This window comes from Anaerocolumna chitinilytica, from assembly GCF_014218355.1.
Classification (GTDB): Bacteria; Bacillota; Clostridia; order Lachnospirales; family Lachnospiraceae; genus Anaerocolumna; species Anaerocolumna chitinilytica.
The window spans coordinates 5542726-5560019 of record NZ_AP023368.1 but is presented as its reverse complement, the minus strand read 5'-3'; the positions used below and the strand labels follow the sequence as shown (position 1 = coordinate 5560019).

Below are 17294 nucleotides of genomic sequence, written 5' to 3'. Positions count from 1 at the left end.
TCCTCGGCCCATTCTTTAAGCGCGTCTTACTTCTGGGTTTTTAACCAGCTGTCCATGCGTTTATCGATAATTTCGAATTGGGAGGGGCCAATATCTAAGACAAATTTATGGAATTCTTTTAGGTTGAATTTATTACCCAAGGCTTTTTGTGCTGTATTCTTTAACTCCATAAATTCCAGATATCCAACTCCATATTCCGGATAGAGGGCAGGTTCTTCAACCATAGTTGTATACAGAACCTTGGCGGTGTTCTTATCGGTGATACCAAATTGCTGGAGGTAAGAAGCGGTCTGAGCAATATTCCAGCCTTCATAATTAATACCAATATCCAGCCGGCAGTACAGGGACATATTAGCTGCCATACTGTGTTCGAGGAAAGAGGCTTCGTTATCGGAAAAGCCGGCCATGTGATAAGAATAGAATTCCACATAGGTGGCCCACCCCTCGGCGTAACCTCCAAAATTCAAAAGGCTTCGTATAGGAGTTGGATTGGTATTTCTAAAGTAAACGGACTGGTAGAGATGCCCGGGGTAACCTTCGTGTGCAAGGGTATTAAAGATTTCCTGGCCTTGATAATCAGGATTTTCGTTGATATAGATAACGTTATTTTTATAGTTATCAATAGCCGGAACCAGGTACATGGCAGGGCTTAGATAATCCTGCAGGGATTTATGCACATATTTTACTGTAAAATCAACCTTGGGGCAGGGCGGAAAGTCCTGGCTTATGGTACTCTTGAGGTAATCTAATATCTCCACCGGTTTTGTGAGAGGGTAACTTACATTTGCAGCCTCTTCATATATCTTGGAATCCTTTGATGTTAAAGCATTAAGAGCTCTTAAATTACTTAAGATTGAATTATCCAAGAGTTTAATCAGCTCTTCCGGCGAGCGGTCGGTACCGGTATTGGAAGCCAAAAGATAGCGGTAATACTCCTTGCCTTTGGGCAGCCCGGCAAGACCTCCGTCATTTTTTCCGGTGCCTTTCAAGCTGTTTAAGGTATCTATCAAAAGCTGATAGGCGGGGATAACGTTGTTTATGACAGCGTTTTTGTTGGCCTTTTCGTAAGCTTTTATTTCTTTTTTAGAGAGACCCTTATAGGAAGATACTTTATCATTAAATACCTCAATAAGATAATTATTCTCTTTATCGGCAATAAAGGCCTCACATTGTGCCAGAATACTGTCTGCAACACTATCGCTCATAAAAAGACCGGCCTTAGATTTTTGTTCTTCATACTGGCATATTTCTTTAAAATAGTCGGTAATACCGGGAAGCAGCTTTATGTAGGTATCAATATCGTCCTTGGTGTAGAAATTATACTCTGCCAGCAGCACGGGAAGCTGTGCCTGAAGGCCGGTGGTAGGTCCAAGAATTTCGTTGTATAGGGGAAAGTTACCGCTGTTCATTTCAAGGGTCCAGTAATCCTTTAAGATGTCATAAGTCAGCTTTTGCTTACTATCCAGATCACGATAGGAAAAGTCCTTTAAGGCAGCAAGATAATTCTCAGCTGCTAAGAGGGACTTTTTCATTTCACTTAAAGAATAATGGCCAAAGGTAACAGGAGGATTGGTTATACCGTAGTTCTTAGGATTAGCCAAAGAAAAATTCAGCGTAATGGTATCCTGGGTTACTTCCTTTTTAAATACCTCGTTGGTAAAGCTGTCAAAATCTTTGCGAGTAGACTCTTTATTTGTTTTCTTTTCACATCCGGACAATATTAGCATAAGTAAAAGCAGAGAAAAGAAAACAAGAAATAGCTTTCTGTGTTTTTTCATAGAATCATACCTTTCTTTGGGCAAATAGGAACCATTAGTAACACCTATATGCAAGATATAAGGTTTCTAAAAGTTTGTCAAGCTTTAAAGCCAATTATTATATGACTGTTATTAAAGCTTATGTAAGGAGGGAAAAATAAATTCATTATTCTACCGCAGTTGCCATATTCGTAATAATTGCAATTGCTTATTATAGAGGAGTCTTTTTATTGACAAGAACAAAAAGGAATGTTACTATATAGCAGAAAGGTTATAACGTTATAACGTATGATTCAATAGTACTATACTTTGAAAATTTAAGGAATCCAAGAAAGGAACTATAGCAATGAAAAATTGGGAGATTTATTTAATTCATCATTCTCATACGGATATTGGATATACGGAACGACAGGAAAAACTGATGAATTATCACAAGGATTTTATTCTGCAGGCTATACAGATATTGGACGACATACATAGCGGCAAGCTTAAAGACTGTGAGGGATTTAAGTGGCAGTGTGAGAATCAATGGCAGATTGAGAACTTCTATGCCAGTGCAACACCGGAGCAAAAGAGTAAGTTCGAGGAATATGTAAAGGCCGGCGAAATCGGACTCTCAGGCAATTACCTGAATATGACAGAATTAGTGGACAGAGAAGTTCTGTTCTCCAGAACGATGAAGGCAAAGAAGTTTGGAGAAGATATCGGTGTAGAGATTAAGAGTGGTATGTCTGCGGATATTAACGGATATGCATGGGGATATCCTGATGTTTTAGGGGAGTGTGGTGTGGAAAATCTCCTGTGTGCTCTTCACCCTCATCATGGTATGTTCCCTCTATATAGAAAGCAGCAGCCATTTTACTGGCAGGGACCAAAGAAAAATAAAGTACTTGTCTGGGAAAGTGAACATTACCATATGGGCAATGAAATGTATTTATGCCCTCATGGCGGCAGTACCTATATGCTGTTCGATGATATTCGTACAGAACAGGCAGGAGGGTTTAGAACTTCCGGGATAGAAGAAACCGAACAAAAAGAACTTGAGATTGCACAGACAAGGTTACTCAGATATTGCGCTAATCTGGAGCAGGAAGAATATCCCCTTGATTTCTTCCCGTTAATGGTTTCCGGTGCAATTACGGATAATGCCCCTCCTAATGCGCTTATCGCTAAGAGGGTAAATGACTTGAATTTACTCTTTAAAGGAAAAATTACAATAAAAATGGTTACTTTGGATGAGTTTTTTGCCAGGGTAAAAAGAAGTAAGGAAAAAATTCCGACCTATGAGGGAGACTTCACGGATTGGTGGGCTGACGGAGTGGGGTCTACCGCAAATGCGGTAAAAATATGCAGGGAAGCCCAGAGAAAATATGACCTGTGTAAAAAACTCGATCCGGAGCAGAAACTTGGCAATAGCAGTCTTTTAGAGGCTGCCGCAGAAAATATCATGTTGTATGCTGAGCACACATGGGGGTATTCCTCTTCCATATCAGAACCCTGGGATTCCCTGGTTGCTTGTTTGGAGAAAAAGAAAGATGCCTATGCTATTAATGCAAACACGGATATTTCAAGAAATCTGGATATTATTCTTTCAAAACTGGGAGAAGTCTCGATCGATGCGAATAAACACCAACGGTATAAAGTAATAAACCCGCAGCCGCTTCGTTACCAGGGCACTGTCAAGCTTTACATAGAGTACTGGGAGTACATAGATGGAAATCCATTGAATCCCGGTGCAGTTATTGAAGCTTACGATGAAAATACAGGGGAAAGACTTATATGCCAGGGACACAGAATATCCAGAGCCCATGAAGTTGAAGTTGTTGTAGACCTGGCCCCCGGTGAAGAAAAGATAATAAAATTAAAACAAAACTTTGAAAATGCTTCCACTATCAAAAACCATGCACATATCGGTGCTGAAGGAGTGAAGGATATTGAGGTAGACGGTGAATATCTGGAAACACCGTTCCTTGTTGAAACAGACTATTTCAAAGTGGAATTCTCCAAGGAGAAAGGAATTGCGTCCATACTTGATAAAAAGACAGGGAAATTCATAACAGAGGATTGTGCAGAAGGGGCATTTACAGGTATCTATGAATTTACACCAATGAAGGATAATAATCCCTGTGAAGTGCGAAGACAGATGGGAAGAAATCGCTGCAGTATTGCCACAGAAAGAAGTACGTCAAAACTTACGGACATTGTTATTACGGAAAGCGGCAGTGTCTTTGTAACAGCAAAGCTATCCTATGAACTTCCGGGCACCAGATATTACAGTGTATTTCTAAAAGTCTACAAAACAGCTCCCTTACTGGAGGCAAAAGTGTGCCTGCATAAGGAAAGTGTATGGGAACCGGAGAATCTATATGTAGCCTTACCTTTTACAGCAGGTGAAGGGGAGACCTTTGTAGAAAAAACCGGTTGTATTATACGGCCCGGTATTGATCAGCTTCCAGGAACCTGTCAGAATTTCTACCTGATACAAAACGGTTTGGTTCGGACAGGAAAGGATACAGATATTATAGTAGGTACAAAGGACGCACCTCTGGTTACTTTCGGGGAAAGAAAGGCAGCTCCAATCCGGTTATGTGATGGCAATAACACCGAGCTTAACCGTTCGAAGGCGTATTCCTGGATTATGAATAATTTTTGGGAAACAAATTTTAAAGCAGATTTAGGGGGCTTTTATGAATTTACTTACACGGTATTTACAGGCAAGCATGCTTCACCGGAAGAAGCGATGGAATGCTGTAAGGCAGTGAATGAAGGCGTTTTAGGATTTTATATATAACTTTGAGAGGAATAGAGGACATTATGACATACGATTTGCTGCTGGATATAGGTGGAACAGGCATAAAAGGAAGTTATTACTGTTTGGATGACAATAAGACATCACAAATGTACTATTTTCCTTCCAATGCAGAGAAAGGGAAAGAAGCTATTATACAGCATTTCATTTCGTTATGCGCTCAGATATGGGAAGGTATTACCGAAGAGGGAAAGACCATACGAAGTATACGTATGGCTTTTCCCGGACCATTTGATTATGGAAAAGGAATCTCTTTGATGCAAGGCCTGGCCAAATACGAAAGCTTATATGGTGTATCTATTCCCCATGAGATGATAAAGGGAGGAATAACCGATAAGGTAAAATTCACATCTGGAGACAGAATGGATTTCTTATTCATAAATGATGTGGAAGCATATGCACGGGGAGTTATGCATAAAAGAAAACTCCATGAGGGATACCGGGTAATATATCTGTGTATCGGTACCGGAGCAGGTACGGCCTATTCCATAAACGGCAGCATTTCGGATGATATACAGGAAGGAATTCCGGAAAAAGGCTGGGCATACCCTGTTCCCTTCCAGTCCTCCATAATAGACGACTATATTTCAGTAAGAGGAATTAATAAATTGTCCCTGAAGTATTGCAATAGGCTGTTAACTCCATTAGAATTAAGTGAAATGGCTATAGCCGGTAATAGGGGAGCCATAGCAGCTTACAAGGAGTTTGGTGAGAACTTAAATGCTGCTTTTTTACCTCTTTTAAAAAGCTTTAAAGCAAATACTTTTGTCATAGGCGGAAATATCAGCCGCTCCGGCAGCTTATTTCTTTCAAAAATAGAAGAAGAGTGTGAGAAGCAGGATATTCATATTATGGTGGAAGAAGATACTTCAGGATTAATAATGGAGGGATTAACCGGGCTTTAAGAAGATACCCGGGAGATGGAGGAAATGGCAATGACACTGGATAGGGGGAAGGCCGCAGTGGCACTATATCTGCAGATATCCCAGCAGATTGCAGAGGCAATTGAACACGGAGAATATACTACGGGACAAATAATTCCCAGTGAAAAGCAGCTTCAAGAACAGTATGGCGTCAGCAGAATGACAGTCAGGCTTGCAGTAGGAGAATTGGCTAATAAGGGCTATGTAGAGCGCATGAGAGGTATTGGTACTGTTGTTACCTATGGAAAAATTGAAGAGAATTTAAAAAGGGTTATCAGTTTTTCGGAAGAAATGCAGCTTCATGGCATCCAAATGCAGACGAGTTATTGTGAGATTAAGCTGGTGAACGCCACTGAAAAAGTAGCGGGTAACTTAGGTATAAGTGTAAACTCAGCCGTATATGAGCTGACTCGTGTCAGATGTGCCAATAATAAGCCTCTGGTGTACTCCGTAACATATCTTAAAATGCAAAACCTGCCTTTAGATGCAGGCTTATACAGTGATTCTTTGTATAAGGTTCTAAAGGAAAAGTACAACATTAATATTACGCGGGCGGGAGATCAGCTGGAGGCGACACTGGCAGAGGGAGCAGTTGCCAAATACCTGGAAGTTGCCCAAGGGTTTCCCACCTTTAAAAGGACAAGAGTAGCCTATGATCAACAGGATAATGAGGTGGAATACTCAATCTGCTATTATCCTGGGGATAAATACCGATACTCTGTTAATCTTTAATAAAGAAGGTTGATTATGTATAGTTACCACTCTAAACACAATTATGATGTAAATCCGGGTATTAGGATAAATGATCGGGATGAGGACGTCTTAGTTGGAAATAATAAGCTGCTGGAATTAATAATAAGTCAGATAAAGCAAGGGAATAAAATCTTTGTATTCGATATATATCCCGGTGTTGATAAGAACAGCCTGTTGTCGCTCCTAGGAGAAATTAAGACAGGTCAGCTCATTGATACGGATAATTGCAAGCTTTCAGATGAAGAATTATACCGCAGATTTGACAGGAATATCACAGAGGACCGCGTTTTTGGATATATGACTGGGGACCGTCTGGAGAACTGTTTTGATAAGATAAAAGTTTCTGCGTTGATGACACAGTTAGAAAAAAACGAGGGAAAGGTTATTTTTCTGATTGGCGTGGGAGCGAGCCTTTTTGCCAAGGGAGATATTCATTATTATGCAGATATAACCCGTTGGGAGATACAGCTTAGATATCGTACCGGAGCAGCTAACTGGATGTTCCATAACCCGGAAGCGCCGATACTTACAAAATATAAAATCGGATTTTTCCTGGAATGGAGACTGGCTGACACTCATAAGGAAGAAAATTTTGACAAGGTCGACTATTGGATTGATGCCAATGTCAGTAATGAGCTGAAAATAATAGACCGTGGTACTTTCCGCCGGGCATATTCCACAATATCCAGAGAGCCCTTTCGAATGGAACCTTATTTTGATAAGAGTGTCTGGGGAGGCCAGTGGATGAAGGAAACCTTTGAGTTAGAGCCGGAAGCGGATAATTACGGCTGGTCCTTCGATGGTGTCCCGGAAGAGAATAGTGTAAGATTTTGCTTTGGTAAAAATTCAGTTACATTTCCTGCTATGAATTTAGTCAGGTTGTATCCGGTGGAACTGCTTGGCAGCCGGGTTTATGAAACATTTGGAGCAGAGTTTCCAATTCGATTTGATATGCTGGATACCTTTGAGGGAGGAAACCTTTCTCTTCAAGTACATCCCACCCTTGATTATATAAAAAATACCTTCGGGATGAGCTACACCCAGGATGAAAGCTATTATATTCTGGATGCAACGGAGGACAGCTGTGTCTACATCGGTCTAAAGGAGGGTGTTGACAGGGAGGCAATGCTTGCGGAGCTTAAGGCAGCCAACCGCGGGGAACTACTATTTGATACGGAAAAGTATATAAACCGCATACCTGTAAAGAAGCATGATCATATATTAATCCCGGCCGGTACCGTTCATTGCTCCGGAAAGGATACACAGGTACTGGAAATAAGTGCGACTCCTTATATATTTACTTTTAAGTTATGGGATTGGGGGCACATAGGATTGGATGGACTTCCAAGACCGGTGCATATAGAACATGGAAGTAAAAATATTCAATGGAACCGGGATACCGGCTGGGTTATGAGTAATTTAATCCATCAGGAAAAACTATTGACCGATACCGGCAGGTGTATTATTGAAAGAACCGGTCTTCATGAGTATGAATTCATTGAGACTCTCAGGTATACTCTTAGCGGTGAAGTTGAGATATCACTGAAAGGTTCCGTGGCAGTGCTTAATCTTATAGAAGGTAAAGAAGCATGGCTAAAGAGTAAAAATGGGGAATGGACGCCAAAGAAAATTCATTATTGCGAGACCTTCATCGTTCCGGCCGGAGCAGAAGAATTTGTGCTGGAAGCATTGGAAGGAGAAAAAATAAAAGTTATCGTCGCAACGGTAAGATAGCACAAAAAAGCAGGGATAATAACTTCTCTGCTTTTTTTATACCAGCTTACAGGGAAAACAGAGTTGACAAAATTTAACCAGGGTGTTATGCTAAAACTCAATTGATGTATGATGTCAAACTTAATTGACTATACTATATCTTATATCAAAAGGCTGTGAAAAGAAGAGTAGATAATATTTTGCGCGGACAGAGAGCCCTTGAATTGCTGAGAGAGGGTCACGGAAAGGTTATTGAAGATGGTCTTGGAGCTTCGCACCGAATGGGAGACCTTTAGGCTGCGACGGGAGCACCCGTTATCATGACAACCTGTACGAACTATAAGAAGAGAACCGCTTATGGGAAGATTAGCAGGAAAGAGGGTCCGCCAGGGCTGAATTAAAGTGGTACCACGGGAGCATGTTCTCGTCTTTATATAAGAAGACGGGGGCTTTTTTTATTTTAGGAAGGAAAGGCAAAGCTTCTGTTTCATAAACAAACTTAGAATAATCTAATTGTAATAGGAGGCATATTTATGTGTAATTGCAAAAAACCTTATTATATCACGACTGCCATTGCTTATACCTCAGGTAAACCCCATATTGGTAATACCTATGAGATTGTATTAGCTGACAGTATCGCAAGATTTAAAAGGCAACAGGGATTAGATGTATTTTTCCAGACCGGAACGGATGAACACGGTCAAAAAATTGAGAATAAGGCAGCGGCAGCAGGTATAACACCGAAGGAATTTGTAGACGGTGTAGCCGGACAGATTAAGGATATCTGGGATTTAATGAATACTTCTTACGATAAATTTATCCGTACTACCGATACTTATCATGAAGAGCAGGTTCAGAAAATCTTTCAGAAACTCTATGAGAAAGGTGATATCTACAAAGGTTTTTACGAGGGATTATATTGTACGCCCTGTGAATCCTTCTTTACACCATCACAGCTTGTAGACGGAAAATGTCCGGACTGCGGAGGCGAGGTACAGCCTGCCAAAGAAGAGGCTTACTTCTTAAAGTTAAGCAACTATACGGACAGACTGATTGAGCATATCAAGACACATCCCGAATTTATACAGCCGGAGAGCCGAAAGAACGAAATGATGAATAATTTCCTGCTTCCCGGACTCCAGGACCTTTGTGTATCCAGAACCTCTTTCAAATGGGGTATTCCGGTAAGCTTTGATACAAAGCATGTAGTTTATGTATGGCTGGATGCGCTGAGCAACTATATTACCGGATTGGGTTATGATACAGATGGTAATCACGGCGAATTATATAAAAAATACTGGCCGGCAGACCTTCACCTTATCGGAAAGGATATCTTAAGATTCCATACAATTTACTGGCCTATTATGTTGATGGCTCTTGATATACCTCTGCCCAAGCAGGTATTTGGTCATCCCTGGCTGCTGCAGGGAGAAGGCAAGATGAGCAAATCCAAGGGCAATGTTCTCTATGCCGATGAACTGGTATCTTATTTTGGTGTTGATGCAGTAAGATATTTCGTGCTTCATGAGATGCCCTTTGACAATGATGGTGTCATTACCTGGGAGCTGATGGTAGAAAGAATGAATTCCGACCTTGCCAATACTCTTGGAAATCTTGTAAACAGAACCATATCCATGTCTAATAAATATTTTGAAGGAATTGTCAGAAATGCAGGAGTTAAGGAACCCGTAGATGCAGAATTAGAGGAGCTGGCAGTTAAGACCTGTGATAAGGTAGTTGCTAAGATGGAGCAGCTAAGAGTAGCAGATGCACTGACTGAAATCTTTACCCTCTTTAAGAGATGCAATAAATATATTGATGAAACCATGCCTTGGGCCTTAGCAAAGGAAGAGGATAAAAAGGAAAGACTTGAAACTGTCCTTTATAATCTGGTAGAGAGCATTACAATCGGTGCCAGTCTCTTAAAGGCTTTTATGCCGGAAACCTCAGACAAAATTCTTGCCCAGTTAAATACAGAACTTAGAGATATTGAGAACCTGAAGACCTATGGCTTATATCCTAACGGCAATCAAGTTACCAAAACTCCTGAAATATTATTTGCAAGACTGGATATGAAAGAGGTACTGGAGAAGGTTGAAGCTACAAAAGCAGCCGAAAAAGTAGCTGAAAACATTGAAAAAGATGCAGAGAAAGAGGGAGCTGCAAATGAAGCAGCAGCGGTTATTGACCTTCCTGCCAAAGAAGAAATTACTTATGATGATTTTGCTAAAATGCAGTTTCAGGTAGGTGAGATCATTGCTTGTGAAGAAGTTCCAAAGTCCAAGAAACTTCTTTGCTCCCAGGTGAAAATCGGAAGCCAGGTAAAACAGATTGTATCCGGAATTAAGGCATATTACACACCGGAGCAAATGGTCGGAAAGAAGGTTATGGTATTAGTTAACCTAAAGCCTGCGAAACTTGCCGGAATATTATCAGAAGGAATGTTGCTATGTGCGGAGGACGAGAACGGTGACCTTGCACTTATGATACCGGAAAAGAATATGACACCCGGAGCTGAGATCTGTTAACTTAAAAGAACCCCCTGTATAAACTAATGTACCGGCCTCCAAGCGTTAGAATTTGATCTAACTTTGGGGGGCCGGTACACTTTTATACAGGGGGTTATTTATTAAGAATTATTTCGTTAAGGAATCCCGGAGCAGCTTAATAAAGATACCTCCAAGTACGGAACGGTTCTGGAAGCCTATTTGACGTCCGGTTACGGTATCATACCAATCGGTGAAGGGAACCCGGCTGTTGGTTTCACTAAGAGAACGCCAAAGAGAATCAATAATAGTATCAAAAAGTTCTTTGGAGTTACAAAGAGTGGCTACCCATACCATCCAGTCTGATTTTGTGTAGGTATTTCTTGAATCCAGGGGAAGACCGTACTGGTTCATTTGTGTTAAATAATAGGCGGCTTCTTTCACTGGGATTTCTTTTGAAAAGACATTCAGTCCGAGTATTTCATCCCATACCATATTATATTTCATACTCCAGGTTCCTGCGGTGCCAAAGGTCAGCTTGTAGTGATCCTCTTCTGCACTCTTTGATTCCCATTCTGCGGCCATTTCTCTGGCAATTCCAAGGTATTCAGCAGCCAGATCAGTTTTTCCAAGCATTTCACTCATTCTGGAGAAGGCAGCGAGAGCAACGATCGCCTTTATGGAGAGATTGGCATTATGTGCCAGATGTCCGGCAAAGTCGTCTGTACATAGCTGGTTCTCAGGGTCCAGACCATTTTCTTTAAGATAATCTGCCCATTTGCAGAGAAGTTCCCAATTCTTAGAAGCAAAATCTGCATTCCCATCCTGGACACTGACTGTTGCAGCCATAATCAGCATATTACCGCATTCTTCCACCGGCATCTGATATTTGTGCAGAAGCTTTCCGTCTTCCAGACCATAGACCTGGCCATTGGCTTTCGGATAGCAGCCCACATCGTGAGGAGCGAATTCAAAAGGCCAGGCTTCGGATGCCGCATATTTAAAGATAGGACGCATCATGCCCTTAACCAGCTCTGTGTTGTATAACAGGAATAGCGGAATAGAAGGGTAACTTACATCTACTGTTGCCATACAGCCATTGCTGAAATTTTCTTTGGATAGAAATAAGACATTGCCATCTGGATCTGCTACGAGCTTATGTGCTGCAATTGCTTGTCTGTAAGCTAAGGATAACAGCTCATAATATTTCTCACCGCCTGCGGCGATAGCATCCGTCTTTAATGTATTATTAAAGGTATCACACTTTTTAAGTACTTCCTGAAAACTTAGAACACTGCATTCTAACATTTCATTGAAAGAAGAGAAGGAACGTGTCCAGTATCCGGTCAATTTTTCATGAAAGTATTCTACGGAGTAGATGTCATTATACGCTAATACCAGATAAGAAGAAGCCTCTCTTTCCGGTGTAATACTGCCTAAATCAAGCATACTTGCAAGTACCGGCCATGTATTCGATACAGAGACCGCGTCTTTTAATACCTCACCTTCGGCGATGGTACCCTCTGTGATAAAAGTCTTCCTTAAATCAGCGTTACCGGTGCAAACGACGGAACCGGCAGCTTTTGCTACAGCCAGATTTACGGAACCCCAGTCGATACGCAAATCATCGCCAACACGGTTTAAGACCTTCTGTTCAGCGTTCTGAGCATATACGCAGGAAATATCATGAAAATCATTGTGTCCCAGTGATACTTCCTGCTTGGTGTTATTTATACACCATTCAGCGGTTATATCAAAATAGATACGGACCTGATGAGCTTTTCCGTCCACGGAAGCAGCGCTAAAGGATATGTAGGAAGCGGGTCTTGCTAACAGATCAAGATCATCCATCAGAAGAGGAGTTATAAAGCTGGCAGTTAATTCGATGCCGCCGTCAGTAAAGGTATAGATTGTGGAAAGCGGTTTGATTTCCAGCTTTGTTTGACTCATGGCAGGGCAATCCGGATAATCGGGCTTACCAGCGCTTGGAGAGAGCTTTCCGGCAAATATATAAGGATTGCCGTCTACTAGTACAATTCCGGTCATGGAGTTTTTCGCTCCTGTCCAGTGACGGGTATAATCTCCGTTTAGTCTGTCGGACATAGACCAAACATTAAAATAGGGATCCACTGTAACCAATGGAATAGCGGGTGCTCTGAACTGGGTATTCATAATATCCTCCTTTAAATAACTAATAAGTTAATAATATAACTAAAATGTAAATAAATTATAAAAAACATAATTTAGATTGTCAATAGAAATTTTAGTAAAGATAATATATATTAGGCATTAAGTTAATTTCTTTATTTAAGTCTAAATAAATTATTTTTAATAAGTTTTCTTGACTAGTTAACTCATTGGTTATACAATAGAGCATAAAGTTATGTTGGAAAGGATATAGCCAATTTTATGAAAATAGATGTAAATACAGATAATATCAAGTTTTTTGAAGCGCTTTCTTCGGTGACTCGCATACGTATAATAGAAATGTTATCCAATGAGCCAAAGAATGTAAAAGAGATTGCAGAGGCCCTTAACATGTCATCAGCAATTGTGACCAGACATATTCAACAGCTGGAAGATGCGGGTATAGTAAAGTGCAGAAATTCCTCCGGCATCCGTGGCATCCAGAAAATTTGCAGTCTTGACATGGACCAGGCAGTGCTGTTCTTTCAGCAGAAAGAAAAGCAGGAGAGTGCCATCAGACATTCAATACCTGTGGGACAGTACCACGCTTACAACATCACTCCTACCTGTGGATTATCATCGGATTCGAAGATTATCGGTTATCTTGATGACCCAAGATACTTTGCTGATCCGGAGCATATAAAAGCCAATATAATTTGGTTTGGCAGCGGTTGGGTTGAGTACCGTATACCGAATTACATGCTGGGGAACCAGGAGGTACAGTACATCGAGATATCCTTGGAGATCTGTTCGGAAGCACCGGGATATAATGAAAATTGGCCTTCGGATATCAGCTTCTCTCTCAATGGAATTGAAGTAGGAATGTGGACTTCTCCCGGAGACTTTGGTGCCAGCAGAGGAGTATTTACACCGGATTGGTGGAACCATGAAACCCAGCACGGCTTACTAAAAACTTTGTTAGTCAATACAGCGGGAAGTTATATGGACGGTGTAAATATTTCAAAAGTAAAAGTAGAGGACCTTGGTATCAGTTATGGCCAGGATATCGTTCTAAGAATAGCAAATCCGGCTACAGCCAGAAATGTAGGAGGTATCACTCTTTTTGGAATGAATTTTGGAAATTACAATCAAGATATTAATGTAAGAATTGATTACAAAAATAAAGAGAAAATGTAAAGCGGCCTATAAAAAGCCGCTTACATCTTATAAGGTCATTTTAAATGGGCATAGTCCCTGCCTTAAGACATCATTTTATCCAGTTCTGGATTCATGGCATAAAAGTTCTTGGCATCCAAATGTTCCTGTACTCTTACCAGTGCTTCTCCAAAACGCTGGAAGTGGATTACTTCTCTTTCTCTGAGGAAACGAATGGGTGCTACAATGTCAGGGTCAGCTACAAGACGAAGAATGTTATCGTAAGTGGTTCTGGCCTTTTGCTCTGCAGCAAGGTCTTCTGTTAAATCCGTCAGGGCGTCACCTTTTGACTGGAAAAAACAGGAGTTAAAAGGAACACCGCCGGCAGCCTGTGGCCAAAGACCGGTGGTATGATCGATATAGTAAGCATCAAAACCGGCTGTTTTAAGCTGGTCTAAGGTCAGATTTTTAGTCAGCTGGTAGACAATGGCACTAATGATTTCCATATGGGCCAGTTCTTCTGTTCCGATATCTGTTAATAATCCGGTTACCTCCTTATAAGGCATGGAATAACGCTGGGACAAATAGCGCATGGAAGCGGCTAATTCACCGTCTGGCCCTCCGAATTGGCTGATAATCAAAGATGCCATCTTAGGGTCAGGAGTAGTAATTTTCACTGGAAATTGTAATCTTCTTTCATAGGTCCACATTTTACATTGCTCCTTCCCATGGCCATGGGCAGTGAACCCAGTACCACATTGTATTTTCTTTTACACGATACTGCTCAATAGGTCCATAGGCAGTCTCATATTCCGATAAAGCTTTTTCTCTTTCTACTCTGAAGGTTTCATAATAGTCTAATGCTTCCTTGTCAAAAGGATGAGTATCCAGGAATAATCTTACATCATCCAATGCAAAGCTTACTTCCTGCAATTTTTTCATTGCATTACATTTTGCATCACTCATAGTAAGGCACCTCCTGTTCCGTAAAAAGATAGCTCGTATTCTTTAAAGATGGTTCCGGCCTGAAGGCCCTGAGCCGGTTCGTATAAATCTTTAAAACACTGTTTTTTTATTGTTACCATGGCAAGTGGCATTGTTTCAGGTATATCTGCTTCCTGATTGTCACAGGGAAGAACTGGAATCCCTTCAATTGGTGTATCTTTTGGCATGATATTTAATTTTGCCTGTGGTGTGTTCATAGTAGACTCCTTTCTTAAAATAATAAAATCAGCATATACTAATCCTGTTTTATTATTTAAAAGGTGTTGACGGTTTTAAAAGGTATTTTGGTTATGAAAAGAACAAAAATGTTCTTTCATTATAGTTTTTCTCCTGGGAGCAATAAGATTCAGGTAAATACAGATAGACAAGGAAATGACTGACTAATATGGAAGAAACCATTGGACAAACTGATAGAATATCACTTATAATGTCTAAATGGAATTCTAACGTAAGCCATGTTAGATTTTACCTGTATAAATTATTGAAAGATAGGAATACAGGATTTGATTTTGTATTAAATTAGCATCAGGTAAAAATTGAAAAAATAAAAAAATGGTGTTTAAGACTTACACTTATGAGTCAAATTCCTCTGTTCAGCTATATCAACAGAGAGTAAGGTAGAGCTTGACGAAGACTTGATGATGAATAGATTACAGCGGATATTCAGAAAAGAGGTTGTTATGATATTTGAAACCCATGCACATTATGATGATGAAGCATTCAATGACGATAGAGAGGAATTAATTGATAGTTTCTCCAAGGAAGGAATTGGCTGTGTGGTAAACATAGGAGCGAGTCTTGAAAGCTCCAGGGCATCTTTGGCGTTGGCAGAGAAGTATCCGTTCATTTATGCAGCTATTGGTGTACATCCAAGTGAGACAGCAGAGCTGACGGAAGAGAACTTTACATGGCTAAAGGAAAATGCGATAAATCCGAAGGTAGTTGCAATAGGTGAGATAGGTCTTGATTATTACTGGGACACTCCGGATAGGGATATACAGAAAAGATGGTTTTTACAGCAGATGGAACTTGCAAAGGAAGTAAATCTGCCTGCGGTAATTCATAGCAGAGATGCCGCGGAAGATACGCTTAGAATGATACAAAGCAGTAATTTAGCGTCAGTGGGAGGAATTATCCACTGCTTTTCTTACTCAAAAGAGATGGCAAAGGCCTATATTGATATGGGCTTCTATCTGGGTATCGGTGGAGTGCTTACCTTTAAAAACGCTAAGAAATTAAAGGAAGTAGTAGAATATGCACCCATGGAAAGTCTGGTATTAGAGACAGATTCCCCTTATCTGGCACCGGAACCAAACCGTGGCAAGAGAAATTCCTCGTTAAACTTAACTTATGTGGCACAAAAAATTGCTGAAATAAAAGGCCTGGATTATGAAACAGTGCTTAAAGTTACGGAACAGAATGCCAGGGCTGTATATCGAATAATCGAGAAATAATAGATGCTTTCGATGATGTGAAAAGAAGAGAGAGAAAAGTACTTCCTGTAATATATAAAAGCATACCGGAAGTGGAGACAGAAAGGAAGAATGGATGGCAACACTTGGGAATCCAAAGGAAACAATTGAAATACTGAATAAATATCACTTTATTTTTCAAAAGAAATACGGGCAGAATTTTTTGATTGATACCCATGTTCTGGAGAAAATCATTAAGGCAGCAGAGGTAACAAAAGAAGATCTGGTAGTCGAAATTGGGCCGGGCATCGGAACACTTACCCAATATCTGTGTGAAGCAGCCAGAGAAGTGGTTGCGGTGGAGATTGATAAGAACCTGATACCTATTCTGGGGGATACTCTTTCTGCCTACGAGAATGTTACTATCTTAAACGAGGACATTCTAAAAGTTGATTTGAACAAGCTGGTACAGGAAAGAAATGGAGGAAGGCCCATTAAGATTGTGGCAAATCTTCCCTATTATATCACAACACCAATTATCATGGGACTTTTTGAAGCCCATGTTCCGGTTGCCAATATAACCGTTATGGTGCAGAAAGAGGTTGCAGACAGGATGCAGGCAGGCCCCGGCAGCAAAGATTATGGAGCGCTGTCCTTAGCGGTTCAGTATTATGCCAAACCTTATATTGCGGCAAACGTACCTCCAAATTGTTTTATGCCAAGGCCTAATGTAGGATCTGCGGTAATCAGACTTACGCTTCATGAGGAAAATCCGGTGTCCATAAAAGATGAAAGTCTTTTATTTAAGTTGATACGTGCCTCCTTTAACCAAAGGCGGAAGACACTGGCCAACGGTCTTAACAATAATGCTGAAATAAAGCTTTCAAAAGAGCTAATTACGGAAGCGATTACGGACCTTAACTTTTCTCCCAGCATCAGAGGAGAGGCACTCACATTAACGGATTTTGCCGCACTAAGTAACATAATATACGAAAAGCAGAACAAAGGCAGGGATTAGTTTAGTCAGTAGATAATGTCGAAATTTGGTTTTTCGTATTGACATATCTTCCATGGGATGATATCTTTGACTGCGAAGTCAGATGATAGGTCAAAGCCCAAGTTTAGATGGGGATGGCGTGAAATAAACATTTCAC

Annotated in this window: 13 protein-coding genes and 1 other annotated feature; of the genes, 8 read left to right on the top strand and 5 right to left on the bottom strand. The window is 40.6% G+C overall.

Annotation, left to right across the window (positions count from 1 at the left end; all coding sequences use genetic code 11):
• Positions 1-26 precede the first annotated feature (26 nt).
• On the bottom strand, positions 27-1778 hold the full coding sequence (locus tag bsdcttw_RS24560) for a DUF885 domain-containing protein (RefSeq protein ID WP_185257381.1): 1752 nt from the start codon (positions 1776-1778) through the stop codon (positions 27-29).
• A gap of 325 nt (positions 1779-2103) precedes the next feature.
• Between bsdcttw_RS24560 and bsdcttw_RS24555 the strand changes: the two genes are divergently transcribed.
• The 5 genes from bsdcttw_RS24555 (at position 2104) to metG (ending at position 10483) form a co-directional block, all read left to right on the top strand.
• Entirely contained in the window at positions 2104-4548 is a 2445-nt protein-coding gene (locus bsdcttw_RS24555; protein ID WP_185257380.1) for a glycoside hydrolase family 38 N-terminal domain-containing protein, read from the top strand.
• A gap of 23 nt (positions 4549-4571) precedes the next feature.
• Positions 4572-5471 carry an ROK family protein gene (locus tag bsdcttw_RS24550; RefSeq protein WP_185257379.1) on the top strand — a complete coding sequence of 300 codons (900 nt, stop codon included), beginning with the start codon at positions 4572-4574 and terminating at the stop codon, positions 5469-5471.
• 30 nt (positions 5472-5501) lie between these two features.
• On the top strand, positions 5502-6221 hold the full coding sequence (locus bsdcttw_RS24545; RefSeq protein ID WP_207726467.1) for a GntR family transcriptional regulator: 720 nt from the start codon (positions 5502-5504) through the stop codon (positions 6219-6221).
• A gap of 15 nt (positions 6222-6236) precedes the next feature.
• Positions 6237-7976 carry a class I mannose-6-phosphate isomerase gene (locus bsdcttw_RS24540; RefSeq protein ID WP_185257377.1) on the top strand — a complete coding sequence of 580 codons (1740 nt, stop codon included), beginning with the start codon at positions 6237-6239 and terminating at the stop codon, positions 7974-7976.
• A 146-nt stretch (positions 7977-8122) separates the two neighbouring features.
• Positions 8123-8390 (top strand) — a binding site (T-box leader).
• 98 nt (positions 8391-8488) lie between these two features.
• Positions 8489-10483: a methionine--tRNA ligase gene (gene metG, locus bsdcttw_RS24535; protein WP_185257376.1), complete on the top strand. Its 1995-nt coding sequence runs from the start codon at positions 8489-8491 to the stop codon at positions 10481-10483.
• Between the two features lie 108 nt (positions 10484-10591).
• Here the strand turns inward: metG and bsdcttw_RS24530 are convergent, their stop codons facing one another.
• Positions 10592-12613: a glutaminase family protein gene (locus tag bsdcttw_RS24530; RefSeq protein ID WP_185257375.1), complete on the bottom strand. Its 2022-nt coding sequence runs from the start codon at positions 12611-12613 to the stop codon at positions 10592-10594.
• 237 nt (positions 12614-12850) lie between these two features.
• Between bsdcttw_RS24530 and bsdcttw_RS24525 the strand changes: the two genes are divergently transcribed.
• Entirely contained in the window at positions 12851-13765 is a 915-nt protein-coding gene (locus bsdcttw_RS24525; RefSeq protein ID WP_185257374.1) for an ArsR/SmtB family transcription factor, read from the top strand.
• A gap of 62 nt (positions 13766-13827) precedes the next feature.
• Here the strand turns inward: bsdcttw_RS24525 and bsdcttw_RS24520 are convergent, their stop codons facing one another.
• From bsdcttw_RS24520 to bsdcttw_RS24510, 3 genes are read right to left on the bottom strand one after another with little or no spacing between them, the layout of a single operon-like run.
• Entirely contained in the window at positions 13828-14433 is a 606-nt protein-coding gene (locus bsdcttw_RS24520; RefSeq protein WP_185257373.1) for a manganese catalase family protein, read from the bottom strand.
• Position 14434: 1 nt separating this feature from the next.
• Complete coding sequence (locus tag bsdcttw_RS24515) at positions 14435-14689, bottom strand: spore coat protein CotJB (RefSeq protein WP_185257372.1); 255 nt, start codon at positions 14687-14689, stop codon at positions 14435-14437.
• Entirely contained in the window at positions 14686-14925 is a 240-nt protein-coding gene (locus tag bsdcttw_RS24510) for a spore coat associated protein CotJA (protein ID WP_185257371.1), read from the bottom strand. Before bsdcttw_RS24510 ends, bsdcttw_RS24515 begins: the two co-directional genes overlap by 4 nt.
• Positions 14926-15408: 483 nt before the next feature.
• On the opposite strand from bsdcttw_RS24510, the gene bsdcttw_RS24505 reads away from it, so the two are divergent.
• Both bsdcttw_RS24505 and rsmA read left to right on the top strand, forming a co-directional pair.
• Positions 15409-16182, top strand: a complete 774-nt coding sequence (locus tag bsdcttw_RS24505; protein ID WP_185259951.1) for a TatD family hydrolase — start codon at positions 15409-15411, stop codon at positions 16180-16182.
• Positions 16183-16276: 94 nt separating this feature from the next.
• The gene (gene rsmA, locus bsdcttw_RS24500; protein ID WP_185257370.1) at positions 16277-17158 is read left to right on the top strand and encodes a 16S rRNA (adenine(1518)-N(6)/adenine(1519)-N(6))-dimethyltransferase RsmA; all 882 of its coding nucleotides are present in this window, start codon (positions 16277-16279) and stop codon (positions 17156-17158) included.
• Positions 17159-17294: the final 136 nt, after the last annotated feature.